This is a genomic window from Pedobacter planticolens (assembly GCF_014172375.1).
Lineage (GTDB): Bacteria > Bacteroidota > Bacteroidia > Sphingobacteriales > Sphingobacteriaceae > Pedobacter > Pedobacter planticolens.
The window spans coordinates 837,810-855,666 of sequence record NZ_WNXD01000002.1 but is presented as its reverse complement, the minus strand read 5'-3'; the positions used below and the strand labels follow the sequence as shown (position 1 = coordinate 855,666).

The 17,857-nt window shown below is 35.1% G+C and carries 17 protein-coding genes; 6 read left to right on the top strand and 11 right to left on the bottom strand.

The annotated features are described in order from the left end of the window. Positions 1–4 precede the first annotated feature (4 nt). The 5 genes from pfkA to GM921_RS12415 form a co-directional block, all read right to left on the bottom strand. Entirely contained in the window at positions 5–988 is a 984-nt protein-coding gene (gene pfkA, locus GM921_RS12435; protein WP_182922961.1) for a 6-phosphofructokinase, read from the bottom strand. Next, a complete protein-coding gene (locus GM921_RS12430) occupies positions 989–2,671 on the bottom strand; it encodes a protein-disulfide reductase DsbD family protein (protein ID WP_182922960.1) in 1,683 nt (560 codons plus the stop codon). It lies immediately after the preceding gene. A 109-nt stretch (positions 2,672–2,780) separates the two neighbouring features. After that, positions 2,781–3,224, bottom strand: coding sequence for a protein-disulfide reductase DsbD domain-containing protein (locus GM921_RS12425; RefSeq protein WP_182922959.1), 444 nt, complete (start codon positions 3,222–3,224; stop codon positions 2,781–2,783). Between the two features lie 72 nt (positions 3,225–3,296). Further along, the gene (locus tag GM921_RS12420) at positions 3,297–3,746 is read right to left on the bottom strand and encodes a protein-disulfide reductase DsbD N-terminal domain-containing protein (protein WP_182922958.1); all 450 of its coding nucleotides are present in this window, start codon (positions 3,744–3,746) and stop codon (positions 3,297–3,299) included. Next, positions 3,746–4,522 (bottom strand): biotin--[acetyl-CoA-carboxylase] ligase, encoded by a 777-nt coding sequence (locus GM921_RS12415; RefSeq protein WP_182922957.1) that lies wholly within the window; start codon positions 4,520–4,522, stop codon positions 3,746–3,748. Before GM921_RS12415 ends, GM921_RS12420 begins: the two co-directional genes overlap by 1 nt. A 43-nt stretch (positions 4,523–4,565) precedes the next feature. Between GM921_RS12415 and rsfS the strand changes: the two genes are divergently transcribed. The 4 genes from rsfS to GM921_RS12395 all read left to right on the top strand — a co-directional run bounded on the left by rsfS (position 4,566) and on the right by GM921_RS12395 (position 8,939). Next, positions 4,566–4,940, top strand: a complete 375-nt coding sequence (gene rsfS, locus GM921_RS12410; protein WP_182922956.1) for a ribosome silencing factor — start codon at positions 4,566–4,568, stop codon at positions 4,938–4,940. A 29-nt stretch (positions 4,941–4,969) separates the two neighbouring features. After that, on the top strand, positions 4,970–7,051 hold the full coding sequence (gene ftsH / locus GM921_RS12405; protein WP_182922955.1) for an ATP-dependent zinc metalloprotease FtsH: 2,082 nt from the start codon (positions 4,970–4,972) through the stop codon (positions 7,049–7,051). 97 nt (positions 7,052–7,148) lie between these two features. Continuing rightward, entirely contained in the window at positions 7,149–7,793 is a 645-nt protein-coding gene (locus GM921_RS12400; RefSeq protein WP_182922954.1) for a LutC/YkgG family protein, read from the top strand. 75 nt (positions 7,794–7,868) lie between these two features. Further along, the gene (locus GM921_RS12395) at positions 7,869–8,939 is read left to right on the top strand and encodes a 3-oxoacyl-ACP synthase III family protein (protein WP_182922953.1); all 1,071 of its coding nucleotides are present in this window, start codon (positions 7,869–7,871) and stop codon (positions 8,937–8,939) included. Here GM921_RS12395 and GM921_RS12390 read toward each other — a convergent pair. The 5 genes from GM921_RS12390 to GM921_RS12370 all read right to left on the bottom strand — a co-directional run bounded on the left by GM921_RS12390 (position 8,936) and on the right by GM921_RS12370 (position 13,175). Then, a complete protein-coding gene (locus tag GM921_RS12390) occupies positions 8,936–10,441 on the bottom strand; it encodes a tetratricopeptide repeat protein (RefSeq protein ID WP_235969828.1) in 1,506 nt (501 codons plus the stop codon). The genes GM921_RS12395 and GM921_RS12390 overlap by 4 nt on opposite strands. Positions 10,442–10,585: 144 nt before the next feature. After that, positions 10,586–11,329, bottom strand: coding sequence for a zinc ribbon domain-containing protein (locus tag GM921_RS12385; protein WP_182922952.1), 744 nt, complete (start codon positions 11,327–11,329; stop codon positions 10,586–10,588). Continuing rightward, positions 11,329–12,426 (bottom strand): Nif3-like dinuclear metal center hexameric protein, encoded by a 1,098-nt coding sequence (locus tag GM921_RS12380; protein ID WP_182922951.1) that lies wholly within the window; start codon positions 12,424–12,426, stop codon positions 11,329–11,331. The genes GM921_RS12385 and GM921_RS12380 overlap by 1 nt, the downstream gene beginning before the upstream one ends. Positions 12,427–12,498: 72 nt before the next feature. Continuing rightward, entirely contained in the window at positions 12,499–12,861 is a 363-nt protein-coding gene (locus GM921_RS12375; protein ID WP_182922950.1) for a TM2 domain-containing protein, read from the bottom strand. A gap of 2 nt (positions 12,862–12,863) precedes the next feature. Continuing rightward, entirely contained in the window at positions 12,864–13,175 is a 312-nt protein-coding gene (locus GM921_RS12370) for a DUF2752 domain-containing protein (RefSeq protein WP_182922949.1), read from the bottom strand. Positions 13,176–13,347: 172 nt separating this feature from the next. On the opposite strand from GM921_RS12370, the gene mfd reads away from it, so the two are divergent. Together mfd and GM921_RS12360 are read left to right on the top strand one after the other, a co-directional pair. Beyond that, a complete protein-coding gene (mfd, locus tag GM921_RS12365) occupies positions 13,348–16,686 on the top strand; it encodes a transcription-repair coupling factor (protein ID WP_182922948.1) in 3,339 nt (1,112 codons plus the stop codon). A gap of 50 nt (positions 16,687–16,736) precedes the next feature. Further along, positions 16,737–16,946, top strand: coding sequence for a DUF3820 family protein (locus GM921_RS12360; RefSeq protein ID WP_182922947.1), 210 nt, complete (start codon positions 16,737–16,739; stop codon positions 16,944–16,946). A 112-nt stretch (positions 16,947–17,058) separates the two neighbouring features. Here GM921_RS12360 and GM921_RS12355 read toward each other — a convergent pair whose 3' ends face one another. After that, the gene (locus tag GM921_RS12355; protein WP_182922946.1) at positions 17,059–17,775 is read right to left on the bottom strand and encodes a DsbA family oxidoreductase; all 717 of its coding nucleotides are present in this window, start codon (positions 17,773–17,775) and stop codon (positions 17,059–17,061) included. Between the last annotated feature and the right edge of the window lie 82 nt (positions 17,776–17,857).

Genomic DNA, 17,857 nt, shown 5'->3' with positions numbered 1-17,857 from the left:
AACTTTATAGCGATAATATCTCTACTAATCTCAACCAAGCTGGAGTAATTTTTTCTGCATCGATATGTTTAATAGCATGTGAAAATGGCGTGAAAACAATTTCACGATTCACTTGTCCTGCCATAACATCGGTTTTACCAGCCAACAATCCTTCTACCGCAGCCACGCCCAAACGACTTGCTAAAACTCTATCCATGCAACTTGGTTTGCCACCACGCTGAATGTGTCCTAAAACAGAAATACGAATATCATAACTAGGAAATCTGTCCTTTAAGGCTTCTCCGACATTATATGCACCTCCCGCTTCATCGCCCTCGGCTACAATAATAATTTTTGAAGCTTTGTCTTTTCGTCCATTCTCTAATCTAACCACTACATCCTCAACTCCAATTTTTGCTTCTGGAATCATAATGGCTTCTGCACCTACGCCAATTCCACTTCTTAGAGCAATTAATCCAGAATCTCGACCCATTACTTCAACAATAAATAACCTATCGTGAGATTCTGCAGTATCTCTAATTTTATCAACTGCATTTACAACAGTGTTGATGGCTGTATCGTATCCAATAGTAAAATCCGTTCCTTCTAAATCGTTATCAATTGTGCCAGGTAAACCAATTACTGGGAAATTAAACTCTCTAGAAAACAAATCCGCACCAGTAAAAGTTCCATCTCCGCCAATTACAACCAATGCATCAATATCGCTATCTACTAAGTTTTTATGTGCTAATTCTCTTCCTTCTTTTGTTCTAAAAGCATCACTTCTAGCTGTTTTTAAAATCGTACCTCCACGTTGAATAATATTTGCTACAGATTTACCATCCATTGGCATAAAATCAGCATGAATTAACCCTTCGTAACCTCTTAAAACACCCGTTACTTTTAAATTATGATATAAACTTGCTCTTACTACGGCTCTAATTGCGGCATTCATCCCTGGCGAATCGCCACCAGATGTTAATACTCCTATATTTTTTATTGTACTCATTTATTTCTTTGTGTTGGCAAATTCAGCTAATCCTTTATTTAGGTAAGCTATATATGTATCAATATCGTATTCTACACCAATTGGGGGAGAAACTAATTCTTTTTCATTGTTTCCTAAAAGCACGTAATACGGTTGAGAAATCGTTTGAAATTTATCCGCTTGTAAATGTTGGAATTTTAATCCAACCGTGTTGACTTTTCTTTTTAATACTTTAGAATCGAATTGTTCATTTTCAGGAAGGCTGGTTTTATCGTCTGTATAAATTGCAACAGCAACATAATTATCGTTTATAATTTTGAGTACTCTTGGATCTGATAAAACCTTAGCTTCCATTTCTCTACAATTTACACAACCATGCCCAGTAAAATCTAAAAACAAAGGTTTATTTACGCTTTTTGCATACGCAAGCGCTTCTTCATAATCAAAAAATCCATTAGTTATTTTATATTCGAAGCTCAAGAAATCGCTATATTTTTTCTTCTCACTTACTTCTGTATTTGCAGCAACTGTTCCTCCTTCAGATAAAACAAAATCTTGCGTTGACCTTGGCGGCACTAACGAACTTACTGCTTTTAAAGGCGCTCCCCACAATCCAGGAATTAAATAGAATGCAAATACAAAGCAGGCAATAGAAAGGAAAAGTCGCGGAATAGATACGTAAGGCAAATCGCTATCATGTGAAAACTTGATTTTCCCTAATAAATAAACACCTAAAAGGATAGACAAAACAATCCAAATGGCTAAGAAAATTTCTCTATCTAAAATACCCCAATGATAAGATAAATCTGCCGTAGACAAGAACTTTAAGGCTAGGCCAAGCTCCAAAAAGCCTAATACCACTTTAACCGAATTTAACCAACCACCAGATTTTGGCAAGCCAGTCATTAGACTCGGAAATATCGCGAATAGCGTAAATATTATCGCTAAAGATAACGAGAAGCCAAACATTACCACAACTGGTGTCCATAAATCGGTATTAATCGCGACTAAAGACGTTCCAATTAATGGCCCTGTGCACGAAAACGAAACTACTGCAAGCGTGGCCGCCATAAAAAATATGCCGCTCAAACCTTTTGAATCAGATTTCGCATCTAACTTATTTACAAAAGAACTTGGCAAGGTAATTTCAAAAGCTCCTAAAAAAGAAACTCCAAAAATGACAAGAATTAAAAAGATAAGGATATTAAAAAACCCATCTGTTGAGATTTGATTAAGTGCGCTTGCCCCCCAAATTAATGTGATGATAACGCCTAAACCAACATAAATTACAATAATAGATAGCCCATAAATAATTGCACTTCGTATTCCTTTGCCTTTGCTTTCTGCTCTTTTAGTAAAAAATCCCACAGTAAGTGGAACCATTGGAAATATACAAGGCAGAAAAAATGCCGCCAAACCAGCTAGTAACCCTAAACCAAAAGTCACCCATAATGAGACAGGTTGTGTCGCAGTATTTGTAGATGCAGTGGTCGTAGTAGTATCTTTTTTTACGGTGTCTGTTGTTACAGGAGCTACTTTGCTATTCGCAATACTATCTTCTGCAGAACCAACAGTTGTAAATTGAATATCATCTGGAACTGCATTTGCAGTGGAATCTGTTTGCGGCTTTAAGGCAACGCTTTGATTAGGGTTTATCAGTAAAAAAATGCCGACAAAAAATAAAAGGAAGCTTATCTTTTTCATTATTGTTATTTAAAAGCCGTGAAATTAAGAAATCTTTTCATTAAAGACGGCGAATACAAGGGTTGGGATTAGTTACATTGCAGAACAATTACATTTTTCTGCCGTTAATTTATTTTACGGGAATAGTAAGTGTAATTTCATCTGCTGGCAAGCAACTTCTATCATTACAAACCATAAACTCTATTTTTGCTTTAACTACTGTCGCTGTTTTATTCATTTTTATTTTCTGTTGAAAAACAACTTCTTTCTCAAAATACGCTAAATCCATCTTTACGGTTTTGTCGTATTTCTTAATTGGTTTTGGTTCAATCGTTTTACCTATCAAAGTAAAATCTTTTGAGTATGCATAGTTAAATTTTAACTTCATAGCTTCCGATTTTACGTTTTGAGAATAAACATGCCATTTTCCATCAAGTTTTGCTTTTAAATAAAGTACAGCTTCTGTTTTGTTTACTCTTTTTGCAAAATAAGACCATGTAATCGGTTTTTCTAATTGTGCAAAAACAGTACAACTCAAAATTGTGAAGGCAAAAACAAGTGCAATTTTTTTCATCGCTTTATGGGTTGTGAAAAACAAAAAGCCCTTTAACATTGTCAAAAGGCTTTTTGAATAGACTAATAAATGTTACTTAACAGGAACGCTAAATGTTACCTCGCTTGGGGGCAAACATTGTTTATCGTTACATACCATAAACTCTACTTTTCCTTTTATAACTGTTGTGCCTTTATTCAATTTTATTTTTTGTTGAAAAACCACTTCGTTTTCAAAATATAGCACGTCCATTTTAAATACCTTTTCGTATTTTGTAATTGGCTTTGGCTCTGTTGTTTTTCCAATTAAAGAGAAATCTTTTGATGGGGCGAATGTAAAAATCGTTTTGTTTGGACCACCTGCTTTTATATTCTGAGAATAAATATGCCAATCGTCTTCTATTGTAGCTTTTATATATACAACCGCTTCGGTACTGCTAATTTTTTTTGCAGAATATGCCCAACTTACGGGGTTTTCTAATTGAGCAAAAGCACCAACAGCGCTAAATAATACTAGTGTTAAAATTAAGGTTATCCTTTTCATTATATGTGATTTAAAAATTCTATTTCTTTAAAATTATAGTGTGTTATTTCTCCGTTTCGTTCTACGTTCAATAATCCCAAATCGGTTACTCCTCTAATTATACCTTCAAAAATCTCGCCATTTTGTCGGTATATAGCTGGTTTATTCAATTTGTACAGTTTATCAACGTAAGCCTCTCTTAAAAAGGTATAGTTACCAGCCTTTAACTGCAAATACAAACTTTCTATTTGACTGCAAATTTCTATTAATAGCTCCTCTAAATTAACATCTTCTTGTAAAATTTGATGTAACGATGTTGCTGTTTTAGTTAACTCCTCAGCAAATTCTTGCTGATTTATGTTTAATCCTATGCCAATTACGGCAGTTTTTATCGTATTGCCGATAACAGAGCTTTCTATTAAAATGCCACCTAGTTTTTTATCGAAATAGTAAATATCATTTGGCCATTTAATGCTAAATCCATTTGCAACATAACCCGTTAAAACTTTATTAATAGCAATGCTGATAGCCATATTTAACAAAAATTGCTGGTTTAACGGCAAAAACTTTGGCTTTAATAAAATGCTGATAGTTAAATTTTTTCCTGGTTCGGCATGCCAGGTATTTTCTTGTTGACCTCTTCCGGCAAATTGGTCATCTGCCATAATTACAGTCCCCTCTGGTAATGGCTCGGATTTTGACACCAAGTCCTTTAAAAAGTTATTGGTAGAATCAACCGCCAATAATTTGATGCGATTTTGACCAACAAATAGTGTTGAAAAAGTGTTATTTTGCAAGGGTTGATTTATATTTGTTGATCATCAAAATTAAAAATATTTAATGGTAAAAAAGAAAACCGCAAACCTTTCTACATACCTCTCAGAAATAGCCGTACATGGCATTCAAGAAAAAAAGGGAAATGATATTGTTCGTTTAGATTTGAGAGAACTAAACAGTTCAGTTTCTGACTATTTTATTGTTTGTAATGCCGATTCATCAACACAAGTAAAAGCTATTGCCGATAGCGTTGAAGATGAAATATATAAATTAACCAAAACAAATCCTTGGCATAAAGAAGGTCAGGAAAATGCCGAATGGATTATATTAGACTACTTTGATATTGTAGTACACATCTTTAAAACTGAAAAACGTGAGTTTTTTGGAATTGAAGATTTATGGGGCGATGCAGAAACCACGACTTATAAAAGCGCATAGCCAATTTGTTTACACACATTTGAATTAACATGAAAGAAAATCAAAATAAAGATACCAAACCAAAACAGATTAAACGCATTCCAAATATCCCTAAAAAACCACAAAAGGGCTCTAAATTTAATATTTTTTGGGTTTACGCTGCAATTATTGTTGGGTTATTGGTTGTACAGTATTTATTCACTTCTGAGAACGTTACAAAAATAGATTATACAACTTTTGAAAAAGAAATGCTTATTCCGGGCAACGTTCAAAAGATTGTTTCTTATAAATCTGAAGACATTGTAGTTTCAGATGTTTATATAAAAGAGGATAAGAAAAATGATCCGTTGTATAAAAAATATGCTAGTAAAAATGCATTTAATACAACGAGCAAGGGGCCAATGGTTTCATTTAATTCTCCATCAACAGACGCATTAGATAAACGATTAGAAGCTTCGCAAACTAATGCTAAAGTGCCGCTAGATCTTCAAATAAAATCAGAAACCATCACTAAGTCAAACGCATGGTCTGGTCTTTTCGTTAACATCGTTATTCCTTTACTCCTTATTATCGGCCTTTGGATTTTCATGATGCGTCGTATGGGTGGCGGCGGAGGTGGTGGCGGTGGCCAAATCTTCAATATTGGTAAATCTAAAGCTACTTTGTTTGATAAAGAAAGCCAAGTAAACATCACATTTAATGATGTTGCTGGTTTAACAGAAGCTAAAGTTGAGGTGATGGAAATTGTAGATTTCCTTAAAAACCCTAAAAAATATACAAACTTAGGTGGTAAAATCCCTAAAGGCGCATTACTAGTTGGAGCTCCTGGAACTGGTAAAACCTTATTGGCTAAAGCTGTTGCTGGTGAAGCTCAAGTTCCATTTTTCTCATTGTCAGGATCTGATTTCGTAGAAATGTTTGTAGGGGTTGGAGCTTCTCGTGTACGAGATTTGTTTAAACAAGCAAAGGATAAAGCTCCTTGTATAATTTTTATTGATGAGATTGACGCTATTGGTAGAGCTAGAGGTAAAGGTAGTATGATGGGTGGAAATGATGAGCGTGAAAATACCTTGAACCAATTGCTAGTAGAGATGGACGGTTTCGGTACCGATTCGGGCATTATTATTATGGGCGCAACCAATAGAGCTGATGTGTTAGATAGTGCTTTGTTGAGACCTGGTCGTTTTGATAGACAAATCTATGTTGATATGCCCGATATTAACGAGCGTAAAGAAATATTTAATGTGCACTTAAAGCCAATTAAGCTAGAAGAAAACATCGACATTAATTTCTTGGCCAAACAAACTCCTGGTTTTTCTGGCGCTGATATTGCGAATTTATGTAATGAAGCTGCATTAATTGCTGCGAGAAAAACACACGAATCTGTAACTAAACAAGATTTCTTAGATGCAGTTGATCGTATTATTGGTGGTTTAGAGAAAAAGAATAAAATAATAACTAAAGAAGAGAAAAAAGCCATTGCTTTCCATGAAGCGGGTCACGCAACAGTATCTTGGTTATTAAAACATGCGCACCCACTAATTAAGGTAACCATTGTTCCTCGTGGCCAATCTTTAGGCGCTGCGTGGTATTTGCCAGAAGAAAGAAGTATTACCACTACTGAGCAGATTTTAGATGAAATGTGTGCTACAATGGGTGGTAGAGCTGCAGAGAAAATCACCTTTGGTAAAATTAGCACTGGTGCGTTAAGCGATTTGGAAAAAGTTACTAAGCAGGCTTATGCGATGGTTTCTATGTACGGACTAAACGATAAGATAGGAAATATCTCTTACTACGATTCTAGAGGTCAGGAGAGCTTTACCAAACCTTACTCTGAAGCTACGGCAAGAATTATTGATGAAGAGGCCAGTAAAATTATTGAAGAGCAATACCAAAGAGCTTTGCAAATTTTGGCAGATAATCAACAAAACTTAGTTAAACTAGCTGAGAAACTATTAGTAGCTGAGGTAATTTTCAAAGAAGATTTGGAAGAAATCTTTGGCAAACGTGCTTTTGATAGTGAGGGGACAGAATTACTTGCCGATATCGTTGCTGTAGATGATCAATCTCTACTTGCTTCTGGAGTTACAGACGCTATTGCTCCTTCAACGCCAGAAGAAGAAAGCAAATAATTTTCTTTATTAGAAACTTAGGATAAGAAGCAATCTTAATTATTAAGGTTGCTTCTTTGTTTATATGGGCTAGGATAAGTATTTTTGGTCATCAACTATGAAAGAGAACATTTCTTCAAAAGAACTTATGCTTAAAAAAATTAGGAAGGCCTTGCTCGAAAAGCGAGATAATCCTTATCCTAATTTAGAAGAAAGTCAGCTTTATAAAACCAATACCGAAGAGCTAGAAATTTTATTTGCAGAGCAATTAACTGCTGTTGCTGGTAATTTTATTTTCTGCGAAAATGGAGTAGATTTTATAGAGAATATTCTCGAATTGGCCGATAAGTTTAAGTGGAGAAAAATCTATTGCTGGGAGCCAGAATTACAGGCTTTACTAACACATTATGAGTTCCCTTTTTATCAAACTGATAAAGATTTTGAACAAGCCGAAGTAGGTATCACCTTGTGCGAAGCTTTAATTGCTCGCAATGGTTCTGTAATGGTCAGCAATCAAAATGCTGCTGGCCGTAGATTAAGTATATTTCCTCATCAACATATCGTTATTGCCAGAACTGGGCAATTAGTTTTAGATTTGAAAGATGCCTTTCAACTGCTTAAAAATAAGTACGGAAACCAAATTCCTACGATGGTAAGCAACATTACCGGGCCAAGTAGAACCGCAGATATTGAAAAAACTTTAGTGCTTGGAGCTCATGGTCCAAAAGAATTATTTGTATTTTTAATTGACGATTTTTCGTGATTATTTTTAATTTCAATTAAAACATACTATTTTTATACTAAATACCAAAATAGTATACGGTACAGAATGGGCAACATGAACAAAATTTATTCGGTTATTACTGGAACTGGGAGCTATATACCCGAAAATATCATTTCTGGCGATCATTTTATGGGCGCTTCTTTTTTCGATAACGGCGTTAAGCTGGATAAAGAAAATACCGAAATCATTAATAAGTTTAGTGAAATTACAGAAATAGTAGAGCGTAGATATGTATGCTCAGATTTGCTGAATAGTGATATCGCTACTTTAGCAGCTAAAAAAGCGCTAGAAGCGGGGAATGTTGATAAAGAAACTTTAGACCATATTATTTTTTGCCACAATTTCGGCGATGTAAAATTGGGCTCAAATCGGATGGATATGCTCCCTGCTTTGGCGGCAAAAGTTAAGGCAGAATTAGCAATAGAAAACCCAGATTGTGTTGCTTACGATATTATTTTTGGTTGTCCAGGATGGGTTCAAGGAGTTATACAGGCTGATTATCTGATTAGAAGTGGCGATGCCAAAAAAGTAATGGTTATTGGTTCAGAAACACTTTCTAGAATTATTGATCCACACGATAGAGATAGCATGATTTTTTCTGATGGTGCCGGCGCTGTAATTTTTGAAGCAAAAGAATCCGAAGAACCTACGGGAATAATCGCTCATAAAAGTCAAACATTTGCAAGTCACGCCTCTCTTTTAACTATGGGCGGAAGCAACAATCCAAATGAACAAAATGGAAATACGTACTTGAAAATGAACGGCCGTAAATTATACGAATTTGCCGTTATCAATGTTCCTCAAGTAGTAAAAAAAGCAATTGATAAATCTGGAGTTCCGTTAGAGAAAATAAAAACCGTATTTATTCATCAAGCGAATGGAAAAATGGATAACGCTATAATGAAGCGCTTATTTAAGCTGTATGATTTAGATTCTGTTCCAGAAAACTTGGTGCCAATGACTATTTCATGGTTAGGTAATAGCTCTGTTGCTACTATTCCTACGCTAATAGATTTAGTTTTAAATGGTAAAGTAGACGGTTATAAAATTGAAAAAGGAGAATACGCTGTTTTTGCATCTGTTGGTGCGGGGATGCATATTAATGCTGTGGTTTATAAATTTTAACCACCTATCCTTCTTAAGCCTTGTTTTGCTTCTGTTTCAATACTGTTTTCATCTTCATGACCTTTCATGTTTATCGCCGTATTAAAACTCGATTTAGCTTTAGGTAAATTTTTCTTCTTTTCGTAAATCTTACCCATTTGCACCGCAGCCTTAGCCGCATAATAGTATTTTAGGTTCTTACCTGTATTAATCGCATTCTGATAATTTGATAGCGCAGTATCGTCATTGTCCAAATTATCATTTATTCTTCCTAAACGATAATAATACTCTGTTTTATCCTTTGTTGACGCAAAATCTTCAGCTTTGCTATCTGTTAAAATAGCCAATGCTTTTGTTAAATACCCTCCATCAAATAACAATCTAGCTTTGAGCAGATCTGTGTTTGGCACTGGCGCATTTGCTTCGTTAAGCGCTTGTTTATCCCTCTCGTGATATGTGTAACCACTCGTTTTAGTTTTCGCCATCAAGGCTGAAAAACCACTTGCATCACCTTTTAACAGGCTAATCCACCCTAAATGTAAATTCGCATCCTTAATATAATTTACCCCTTTATACGTTTGTAAATATCGTTCAAAATAAGTCGCCGCCGAATAATCCAATTTATTTAATTTGGCAATTCCCATTAAATAATCCAAATAAGGAAACGCTTGATATGTCGCTCCAATAGGCCTATCCGTTAATATATTTATCGCCTCATCAGTATGTCCATTTCTTGCGCACACATAGGCTTGCAAATATGCTTTTAACAAACTGCTATCCGCTATGCGAGCTGTATATTTCATGGTTTTTGCATACGCCGATGGGCTGCGTGCCACATCTGACAATACATAAGCGTAGTTAAAAACGGCTTCTTCATAAAAGGGTTTGTAGGCTGATTTAGGGAGGTTTTCTGCCAGCTTATCTAGCATATTCACACCTGTTTGCAAATTACCCTTTAGTCCGAAAGTTGAAAGCGTTGATTTTAAAACACCATCAGGTAAAGCGCCCATAACGGAGTTAATTATTCCCAACCCTATTCCATTCAAATGGAATCCTGGAAACTTTTTAGTGTTTTCCTGCAATAGGCTATTGGCTTTATTTATTTCTCTCGCAGCTGTAAAATAAGACCCATATCTACCCCTAATTAATGCCCACTGTAAATTGATTTGTGCTTGTGCATAAAGACAATAAGGCGAATTTTTATCGTCGTCACTAATCTGATCTATGCGATTATCTTTATTAGATTCTAAACGCTCAAATTCAGATTTGCTTTCCGTGGTTAATAAATAGAAATAATCTACATAATTTTCCAACAATGGAACTATCGAATTATTGGGGTGGATTTTCTTTTCGGCGGCGATTAATTGCCTAGCTGTACCCAGTTTTAACTCAAAAATATTTTGATATGCTTTTAAACAATTTGCATTAAAATCAAAATTAGCAGAAGCTACAAAAGACGAAAAGAAAAGAAAAGAAAATATAGAAAAGAAGGTAGAAAGTTTTGGCATTTTGATTTTATGCATGTAATACGAACTGCTTTTAAAAGTTTAAGTTAACGAATTTATATAACGTAAAAAAACCTAGTATGTTTTGACTAAAATAAGTTTTGGCGCACAAAAAAAGCCAGACTTTCATCTGGCTTGGTATTTATATTTGGTTTTTGGTTGTTATGCTTCTGCTAATTCATGAGTTAATGCCTCATCTACCAAAATTCTGCCGCAATGCTCGCAAACAATAACTTTTTTGCGTTGACGGATATCTAATTGACGTTGTGGTGGAATTTGGTTGAAACAACCTGAACAAGAATCTCTATCGATTGTTACAACAGCTAATCCATTAACAGCATTACCTCTTAATCTGTGGTAGGCCGTTAATAAACGCTCTTCGATTTGAGTTTCTGCTTTATCAGCTTTTTTAACTAACGCTTGTTCTTCTTTTTCAGTTTCTGAAGTGATTGTTGCTAACTCACCTTTTTTAATCTCTAAATCACCTTTTCTTGATTCGATATTTGCCAAAGCTTGATCGTAGATTTCAGTTTTAGAAGCAATCTCGAAACCATGTTCTTTGATTTTTTTCTCTGAAACCTGAATATCTAAATTTTGAATCTCAACTTCTTTAGTTAAAGCATCGTATTCGCGGTTATTTTTTACGTCTTCTAATTGTTTTTCGTATTTTTTGATTAAAGCTTGTGCTTCTTTAATCATGTTTTTACGGTTAACAATAGCGTCTTCAGTATCGTCTAATTCAGCTTTGATTTTTTGTATACGTGTTTCTAATCCAGCTACTTCGTCCTCTAAATCAGCTACTTCCATTGGCAATTCACCTCTTACTTGGCGAATTTTATCAATCTTAGTATGTATGTTTTGTAATTCGTATAAAGCTTTTAGCTTTTGCTCTACTGTTTGTTCCATTAAATGAAATAATTTATGGGGTTTGTATTATGCTCCGTTAAACGGATTGCAAAGTTAGGAAATTTTTCTTGAATATTATCTATCAACAAATTAGATGTAAATTGTTCGCTTTCATAATGACCAATATCACAGATAATCAGTTTCTGTTCAGCATCAAAAAATTCATGATATTTAAAGTCAGCAGTAATAAACGCATCAGCGCCAGCAGCAATGGCATCTTTTAACAAAAAACTGCCTGAACCGCCACAAACAGCCACTTTCTTTATCCTTTTTGGCAATAATTCCGTGTGTCTAATCACTTTTGCTTGCATTTTTTCTTTCACAAGGTGGAGGAAATCAACACTATCCATTTCTAGCGATAACCAACCAACCATTCCAGCGCCTACGTTTTCTAATTTGTTTGCCAACGGATAAATATCATACGCCACTTCTTCGTAAGGATGATTCTCTAACAAAGCCAACAAAATTTTTCGCTCGTCTTGCGCTTTAAAAATCGTTTCAATCCTTACTTCTTCTTCATGATGTTGTGCTCCTTTTTCGCCTACAAAAGGATTGGTTTCTTCATTTCCTTTAAATGTTCCTTCTCCTTCGGCATTAAAACTACATTCGCTATAGTTACCAATATTTCCTGCCCCTGCGGCGAATAACGCATTTCTAACTTCATCGGCCTTTGCCGTAGGGCAAAAAGTCACCAGTTTTTTAAGTAGATTGCTTTTAGGCGCTAAGATTTTTGCATTTTGTATCTCTAATCTTTTGCAGATTTCTCCACTCACCCCATGAGCCACATGATCTAGATTAGTGTGAATTGCATACAGAGCAATGTTATTTTTTATCGCTTTTAGCACAACTCGCTCTACATATGTTTTGCCGTTAAACTTTTTTAATCCTTTAAAAACTATCGGATGGTGAGTGATGATTAAATTACAATTTTTAGCAATTGCCTCATCAACAATCTGTTCTGTACAATCTAATGCTACTAAAGCAGCATGAATTTCATCATTTGCACTTCCAACGATTAACCCAGAATTATCATAATCTTCTTGATAATTAAGAGGCGCAATATTTTCGAGGAAATTGGTAATCTCAGATAACTTCATTCTATAAAAATAACAAAATCCTTACCCGTTTTTAAACAGATAAGGATTATTTATAAAATTTGTGTGTGTAGTTTATTGAAAATTACTCATTCTTGTCATTTGCAAGCTTTCGAAAACCATTTTCTGATTGTGCTCAAATGCCAATTCTTTGTGGTTAATGATATCTACAATTGATCCGATTAAACATAATCCAGCAGTGAATAAATATAAAATACCCATTCCTATTTGTCCGATGATGAACCTTTGCAATCCTGGAACCAGACAAAGCCCAATTACACAGAACAAAAGCATATCGCTTGGATTTTTTCTTTTGCCCGAATAAATCATTAAAAAAGTCCTTACCTGTTGCTCATTTAAGCCATTGGTGGCGTTTTGTAAGTAACTATATTCTTGTGGGCTTATGCCCGGTAATGCCATAAATTGTGCGTCAAACATTGCTAATCCTCCTTATAATTTAAATTAAATCCTTTTTGTTTATTAAATACTTGTTTGGTGAGTTGATAAATGCGGTAGAAAATCAAAATTAAAGCTGGTATACCGAACCAATGATAAGAAAAACTTGCACTTATATCTCCGTGAAACAATGCGCTAATCGACCTTCCTAATCCACATCCTGGACACCATGTTATTCCTAAATTTGCCAAAGGGCAAAATGTGAAATGGTGCTCATGAGGGTTTGCTGTTGCCAACAATATTAAAGCTAAAACCCAGAAAAATAACTCTAGCGGAAAGCTTTTAATGTACTTCATGTTTCGCGTTTTATATTATTTAGAAACAATGTTAAGTTTTTTGTTACTGCTATTAAATTCAATTCGACGAAACTAAAAAAAATCTCGACCAAACCGCTAGTTGCCTCGAAGAAACCATATTCATATTTGCTGTTTACCTGTCTATTACGCAATAATTTTTTACCTTTACGTAGTGAATATTCGCGACCTGATTAACAGATACAAAACAGACGATCGTGTTGTTGCCTTAGCGCAATCGTTAAATAAAAGTAAGGGAACTAAAACCCAACTAAAGGGATTGGTGGGCTCTGCCGATGCCGTAATTGCTGTTTCAATTTATTTTTTACTACACAAACCACAGCTTTTTATTCTGCCAAACAGAGAAGAAGCATCTTATTTTTTGTCAGATTTAGAGGGAATATTGGATAAAGAAGTCTTATTTTTTCCTTCATCATTTAGAAAATCTTTTGAGTTTACCCAAATAGATACCGCAAATGTATTGGCTAGGGCCGAAGTTTTAAACGAGCTTAACCATCAATCTGAATATGGAAAAATTGTAGTTACTTATCCGGAGGCATTGGCCGAAAAGGTAATTGACCGTTCAGTCCTAGAAAAAAACACTTTAGAAATTAGTGTTGGTATCTCTTTAGGCATCGATTTCATCAATGAGTTTTTATTTGAATACGATTTCGAACGGTCTGATTTTGTGTATGAACCTGGGCAATTTTCTATTCGTGGTGGTATTGTAGATATTTTCTCTTTTTCACACGAATTACCTTATCGCATCGAATTTTTTGGCGATACAGTTGAAAGTATTAGAACTTTTGAAATTGAAAGTCAGCTTTCTGTAGATGATGTAAAAAGTTTAACCATCGTACCCAATGTACAAGCTAAATTCTTGACAGAAAACAACATCAGCCTGTTGGATTATATAGAAAAAGACACGCAGCTTTGGTTTAAAGATGTAGAATATACCATCGACATAGTTAAGGGTGGATATAAAAAAGCTGTAGAACTTTGGAAAGCGTTGGGCATTGCCGAAAAACAGCAAAATCCGAATTGGTTAGATCCAAAGTTCTCTTTTACTGATGAAAAAATGCTGTCGGATTTATTTCAGGATTTTTCGTTAATAGAATTTGGCAAACAGTTTTTCTATCAAACGGATGATATAATTCAATTCGAAACTAAACCGCAGCCTTCTTTCAATAAAGATTTTGATCTTTTAATTAAGAATTTAAAAGAGAACGAAAGTCAGCATATTCATAATTTCATTTTCACTAATTCGACCAAGCAAACCGAACGTTTGTATGCGATTTTAGATGATATTGATAAAACTGCCAAATTTACTCCGGTAAATATTCCGCTTCGCGAAGGGTTTTTAGATGCGCAGCAAAAAGTTGCTTTTTATACCGATCATCAGATATTTGATCGTTTTTATAAATATCAATTAAAGAAAGGTTATCAGCGAAGCCAAGCGATTACGCTTAAAGATTTACGAGAATTAAAGCCTGGTGATTTTGTGACGCATATTGATCATGGAATTGGAAAATACGCTGGTTTAGAGAAAGTAGAAGTAAATGGCAAAACCCAAGAAATGATTCGTTTGGTATATGCCGATAATGACTTGTTGTATGTGAATATCAACTCCTTAAATCGCATTGCGAAATTTAGCGGAAAAGATGGTACTCAGCCCAAAATGAACAAATTGGGCACCGAAGCTTGGGACAAGCTCAAAAAAACCACAAAAAAAAAAGTTAAAGACATTGCCCGAGACTTAATCAAGCTGTATGCGATGAGAAAAACTCAGGTTGGTACTGCTTTTGCACCCGACGGCTATTTAGAAACTGAACTCGAAGCCTCATTTATTTACGAAGATACGCCCGATCAAGTTAAGGCAACTGCCGATGTAAAAAAAGACATGGAAGCGCCGCATCCAATGGATCGTTTGGTTTGCGGAGATGTGGGTTTTGGGAAAACAGAAATTGCTATTCGTGCAGCTTTTAAATCAGTAGCAAATGGTAAACAGGCAGCAATTTTAGTTCCTACTACTATTTTAGCTTTACAGCATTTTAAAACGTTTTCGTCGCGTTTAAAAGAGTTTCCATGTACGGTAGACTATATTAATCGTTTTAAAACTTCGAAACAAATTAAGGACACTTTAGAACGTGTAGCAAGCGGAAAAGTTGATGTTGTAATTGGCACGCATCGCTTGTTAAGTAAAGATGTTAAGTTTAAAGATTTGGGAATCATGATTATCGATGAGGAACAAAAATTTGGCGTAGCTGCTAAAGAAAAACTTCGAGCTTTACGTGTAAATGTGGATACGCTTACGTTAACGGCAACACCAATCCCTAGAACTTTGCATTTCTCTTTAATGGGTGCTCGAGATTTATCGATTATGAGTACGCCACCGCCAAATAGACAAGCGGTTAATACAGAATTACATGTTTTTAATGATAAATTAATTCAGGAAGCAGTACAGTTTGAATTGGATAGAGGCGGTCAGGTTTTCTTTATTCACAATCGTGTGAACGATTTGAAACAGTTGGGCGGATTAATTCAAACTTTAGTGCCGAAAGCTAGAATTGGCATTGCACACGGACAATTAGATGGCGATCAGTTGGAGGATGTAATGCTCGATTTTATTAATGGTGAAAAAGATGTGTTGGTAGCGACCACAATTATCGAAGCTGGATTAGATATTCCGAACGCAAATACAATTATCATTAACCACGCACACATGTTTGGCTTGAGCGATTTGCACCAGATGCGTGGCCGTGTGGGTCGTTCTAATAAAAAAGCATTTTGTTATTTATTGAGCTTGCCTTTATCAACTTTAACTAACGAAGCTAGAAAAAGACTAAGTGCTATTGAAGAATTTTCAGATTTAGGAAGTGGATTTAACATCGCTATGCGTGATTTAGATATACGTGGAAGCGGAAATTTATTGGGCGGTGAGCAAAGTGGGTTTATTGCTGAAATTGGTTTCGAAATGTATAATAAAATATTAGATGAAGCGATACAGGAATTGAAAGATGCTGAGTTTAAAGATTTATTTAAGGACGAGCCGCAGCGAGCTTTTGTGAACTTTACTCAAGTTGATACAGATTTGGAATTACATATTCCAGATGATTATGTGACGAGTATTGCAGAACGATATAATTTATACACCGAACTTTCGAAACTAGAAAATGAAAACGAGTTAGTAGCGTTTGAGCAAGAACTAAAAGATCGTTTTGGGCCAGTTCCGCAGCCAGTAAAAGTGATGCTAAAAGTTTTGCGTTTACAATGGGTTGGCAAACGCTTAGGCTTTGAAAAATTGAGCTTTAAGAAAAATATTTTACGTGGTTATTTTGTGAGCGATAAACAATCTAAATTCTTCGATTCGGAGGTGTTTAATAAGATTTTAGCTTTTGCACAAATTCATCCACGTTTGTGTAATTTAAAAGAAGTAAAAGATAGTTTGCGAATTTCTTTCGATAACATTACCAATATTGACGAAGCAATCGAAATGTTGGAAATGATTTTATAGTGTCGAGTTATTAGTAGTTAGTATTTAGATAGCAACGTTAAAACCAAAGTATGGATCCACAAATGTTAAATGAGTTAATTACCATGAAAATGCCTTTTGGTAAGTATAAAGGCTGGGTAATTTCACGTTTACCAGAATCATACTTAGTTTGGTTTCATAGTCAAGGTTTTCCTCCTGGGAGATTAGGACATTTACTAGCCACCATGTATGAAATTAAGTTAAATGGCTTGGAGTATTTGTTAGAGGGATTGAAGAAATAAATAATTAGGGCGTCATTGCGAGGAAGAATGACGAAGCAATCTATCGTGCGATAAAGATTGCTTCACTCCACCACTTTTCCCTTGCTTCAGTTCGCAATGACGAGCGTCTTAGTTATATCTCGCACCCATTTTCATCGCAAACTGCATCATCATTTTTATTTAACGATTTCAGTTGTGTTGTTGGCTGAGCTGCTTTCCATTCGGTAAAACTTTGCGTAATTGCTTGTTCAAAAGCTTCAATTGGTTGTGCGCCAGATAATGCATATTTTCTATCGAGCACAAAATAAGGAACTCCTCTAACACCTAATTGCTGACTTTCATAAATATCGTAACGAACTGCTTCTGCAAAATCATCGCCTTGCAAAACTGCTGTGGTTTCGTCCTTATCCAATCCTAATTCTTCAGCAATGCTGATTAGTGTTTCGTGTTTAGCAATATCTTTTGCGCCCATAAAATGAGCATTAAATAGCGCTTCTTCCGCTTGATCTTGTAAACCTTTGCTTTTGGCAAAATGTAAAAACCGATGTGCATCAAAAGAATTGGCTGGAATATTTGTTGCAAAGTTTAAATCTAATCCAACATTTGAAGCCATTTCAACTACTTGTCCCGTCATTTGTTTAGCTTGTTCCAAAGACATGCCTTTGCTTCTCGCCAAATATGTGTATAAATCTTCGTTATTTGTATTGTGATATTCTGGATTAAGCTGAAAACTTTTCCATTCTACTTCAACTTCATTTTTAAACGGTAATTTTTCAATCGCTTTTTCAAAATGTCTTTTACCGATATAGCAAAACGGACACATTACATCAGACCAAATTTCTACTTTCATACTACAAAGATAACCTTGATGATTTTTGGAATGGTAAGCTAAAAGTAAAAACCCCACTAACAAAAATGTTAGTGAGGTTTTC

What these genes read in the sequence shown, in the direction of transcription:
- GM921_RS12375 (WP_182922950.1), bottom strand. Translation starts at nt 12,861, where the DNA reads ATGTTTGACGCACAATTTATGGCATTACCGGGCATAAGCCCACAAGAA.
- pfkA (WP_182922961.1), bottom strand. Translation starts at nt 988, where the DNA reads ATGAGTACAATAAAAAATATAGGAGTATTAACATCTGGTGGCGATTCG.
- GM921_RS12390 (WP_235969828.1), bottom strand. Translation starts at nt 10,441, where the DNA reads ATGCATAAAATCAAAATGCCAAAACTTTCTACCTTCTTTTCTATATTT.
- rsfS (WP_182922956.1), top strand. Translation starts at nt 4,566, where the DNA reads ATGGTAAAAAAGAAAACCGCAAACCTTTCTACATACCTCTCAGAAATA.
- GM921_RS12395 (WP_182922953.1), top strand. Translation starts at nt 7,869, where the DNA reads ATGAACAAAATTTATTCGGTTATTACTGGAACTGGGAGCTATATACCC.
- GM921_RS12370 (WP_182922949.1), bottom strand. Translation starts at nt 13,175, where the DNA reads ATGAAGTACATTAAAAGCTTTCCGCTAGAGTTATTTTTCTGGGTTTTA.
- GM921_RS12355 (WP_182922946.1), bottom strand. Translation starts at nt 17,775, where the DNA reads ATGAAAGTAGAAATTTGGTCTGATGTAATGTGTCCGTTTTGCTATATC.
- GM921_RS12425 (WP_182922959.1), bottom strand. Translation starts at nt 3,224, where the DNA reads ATGAAAAAAATTGCACTTGTTTTTGCCTTCACAATTTTGAGTTGTACT.
- GM921_RS12430 (WP_182922960.1), bottom strand. Translation starts at nt 2,671, where the DNA reads ATGAAAAAGATAAGCTTCCTTTTATTTTTTGTCGGCATTTTTTTACTG.
- ftsH (WP_182922955.1), top strand. Translation starts at nt 4,970, where the DNA reads ATGAAAGAAAATCAAAATAAAGATACCAAACCAAAACAGATTAAACGC.
- GM921_RS12380 (WP_182922951.1), bottom strand. Translation starts at nt 12,426, where the DNA reads ATGAAGTTATCTGAGATTACCAATTTCCTCGAAAATATTGCGCCTCTT.
- GM921_RS12385 (WP_182922952.1), bottom strand. Translation starts at nt 11,329, where the DNA reads ATGGAACAAACAGTAGAGCAAAAGCTAAAAGCTTTATACGAATTACAA.
- GM921_RS12360 (WP_182922947.1), top strand. Translation starts at nt 16,737, where the DNA reads ATGGATCCACAAATGTTAAATGAGTTAATTACCATGAAAATGCCTTTT.
- GM921_RS12420 (WP_182922958.1), bottom strand. Translation starts at nt 3,746, where the DNA reads ATGAAAAGGATAACCTTAATTTTAACACTAGTATTATTTAGCGCTGTT.
- GM921_RS12400 (WP_182922954.1), top strand. Translation starts at nt 7,149, where the DNA reads ATGAAAGAGAACATTTCTTCAAAAGAACTTATGCTTAAAAAAATTAGG.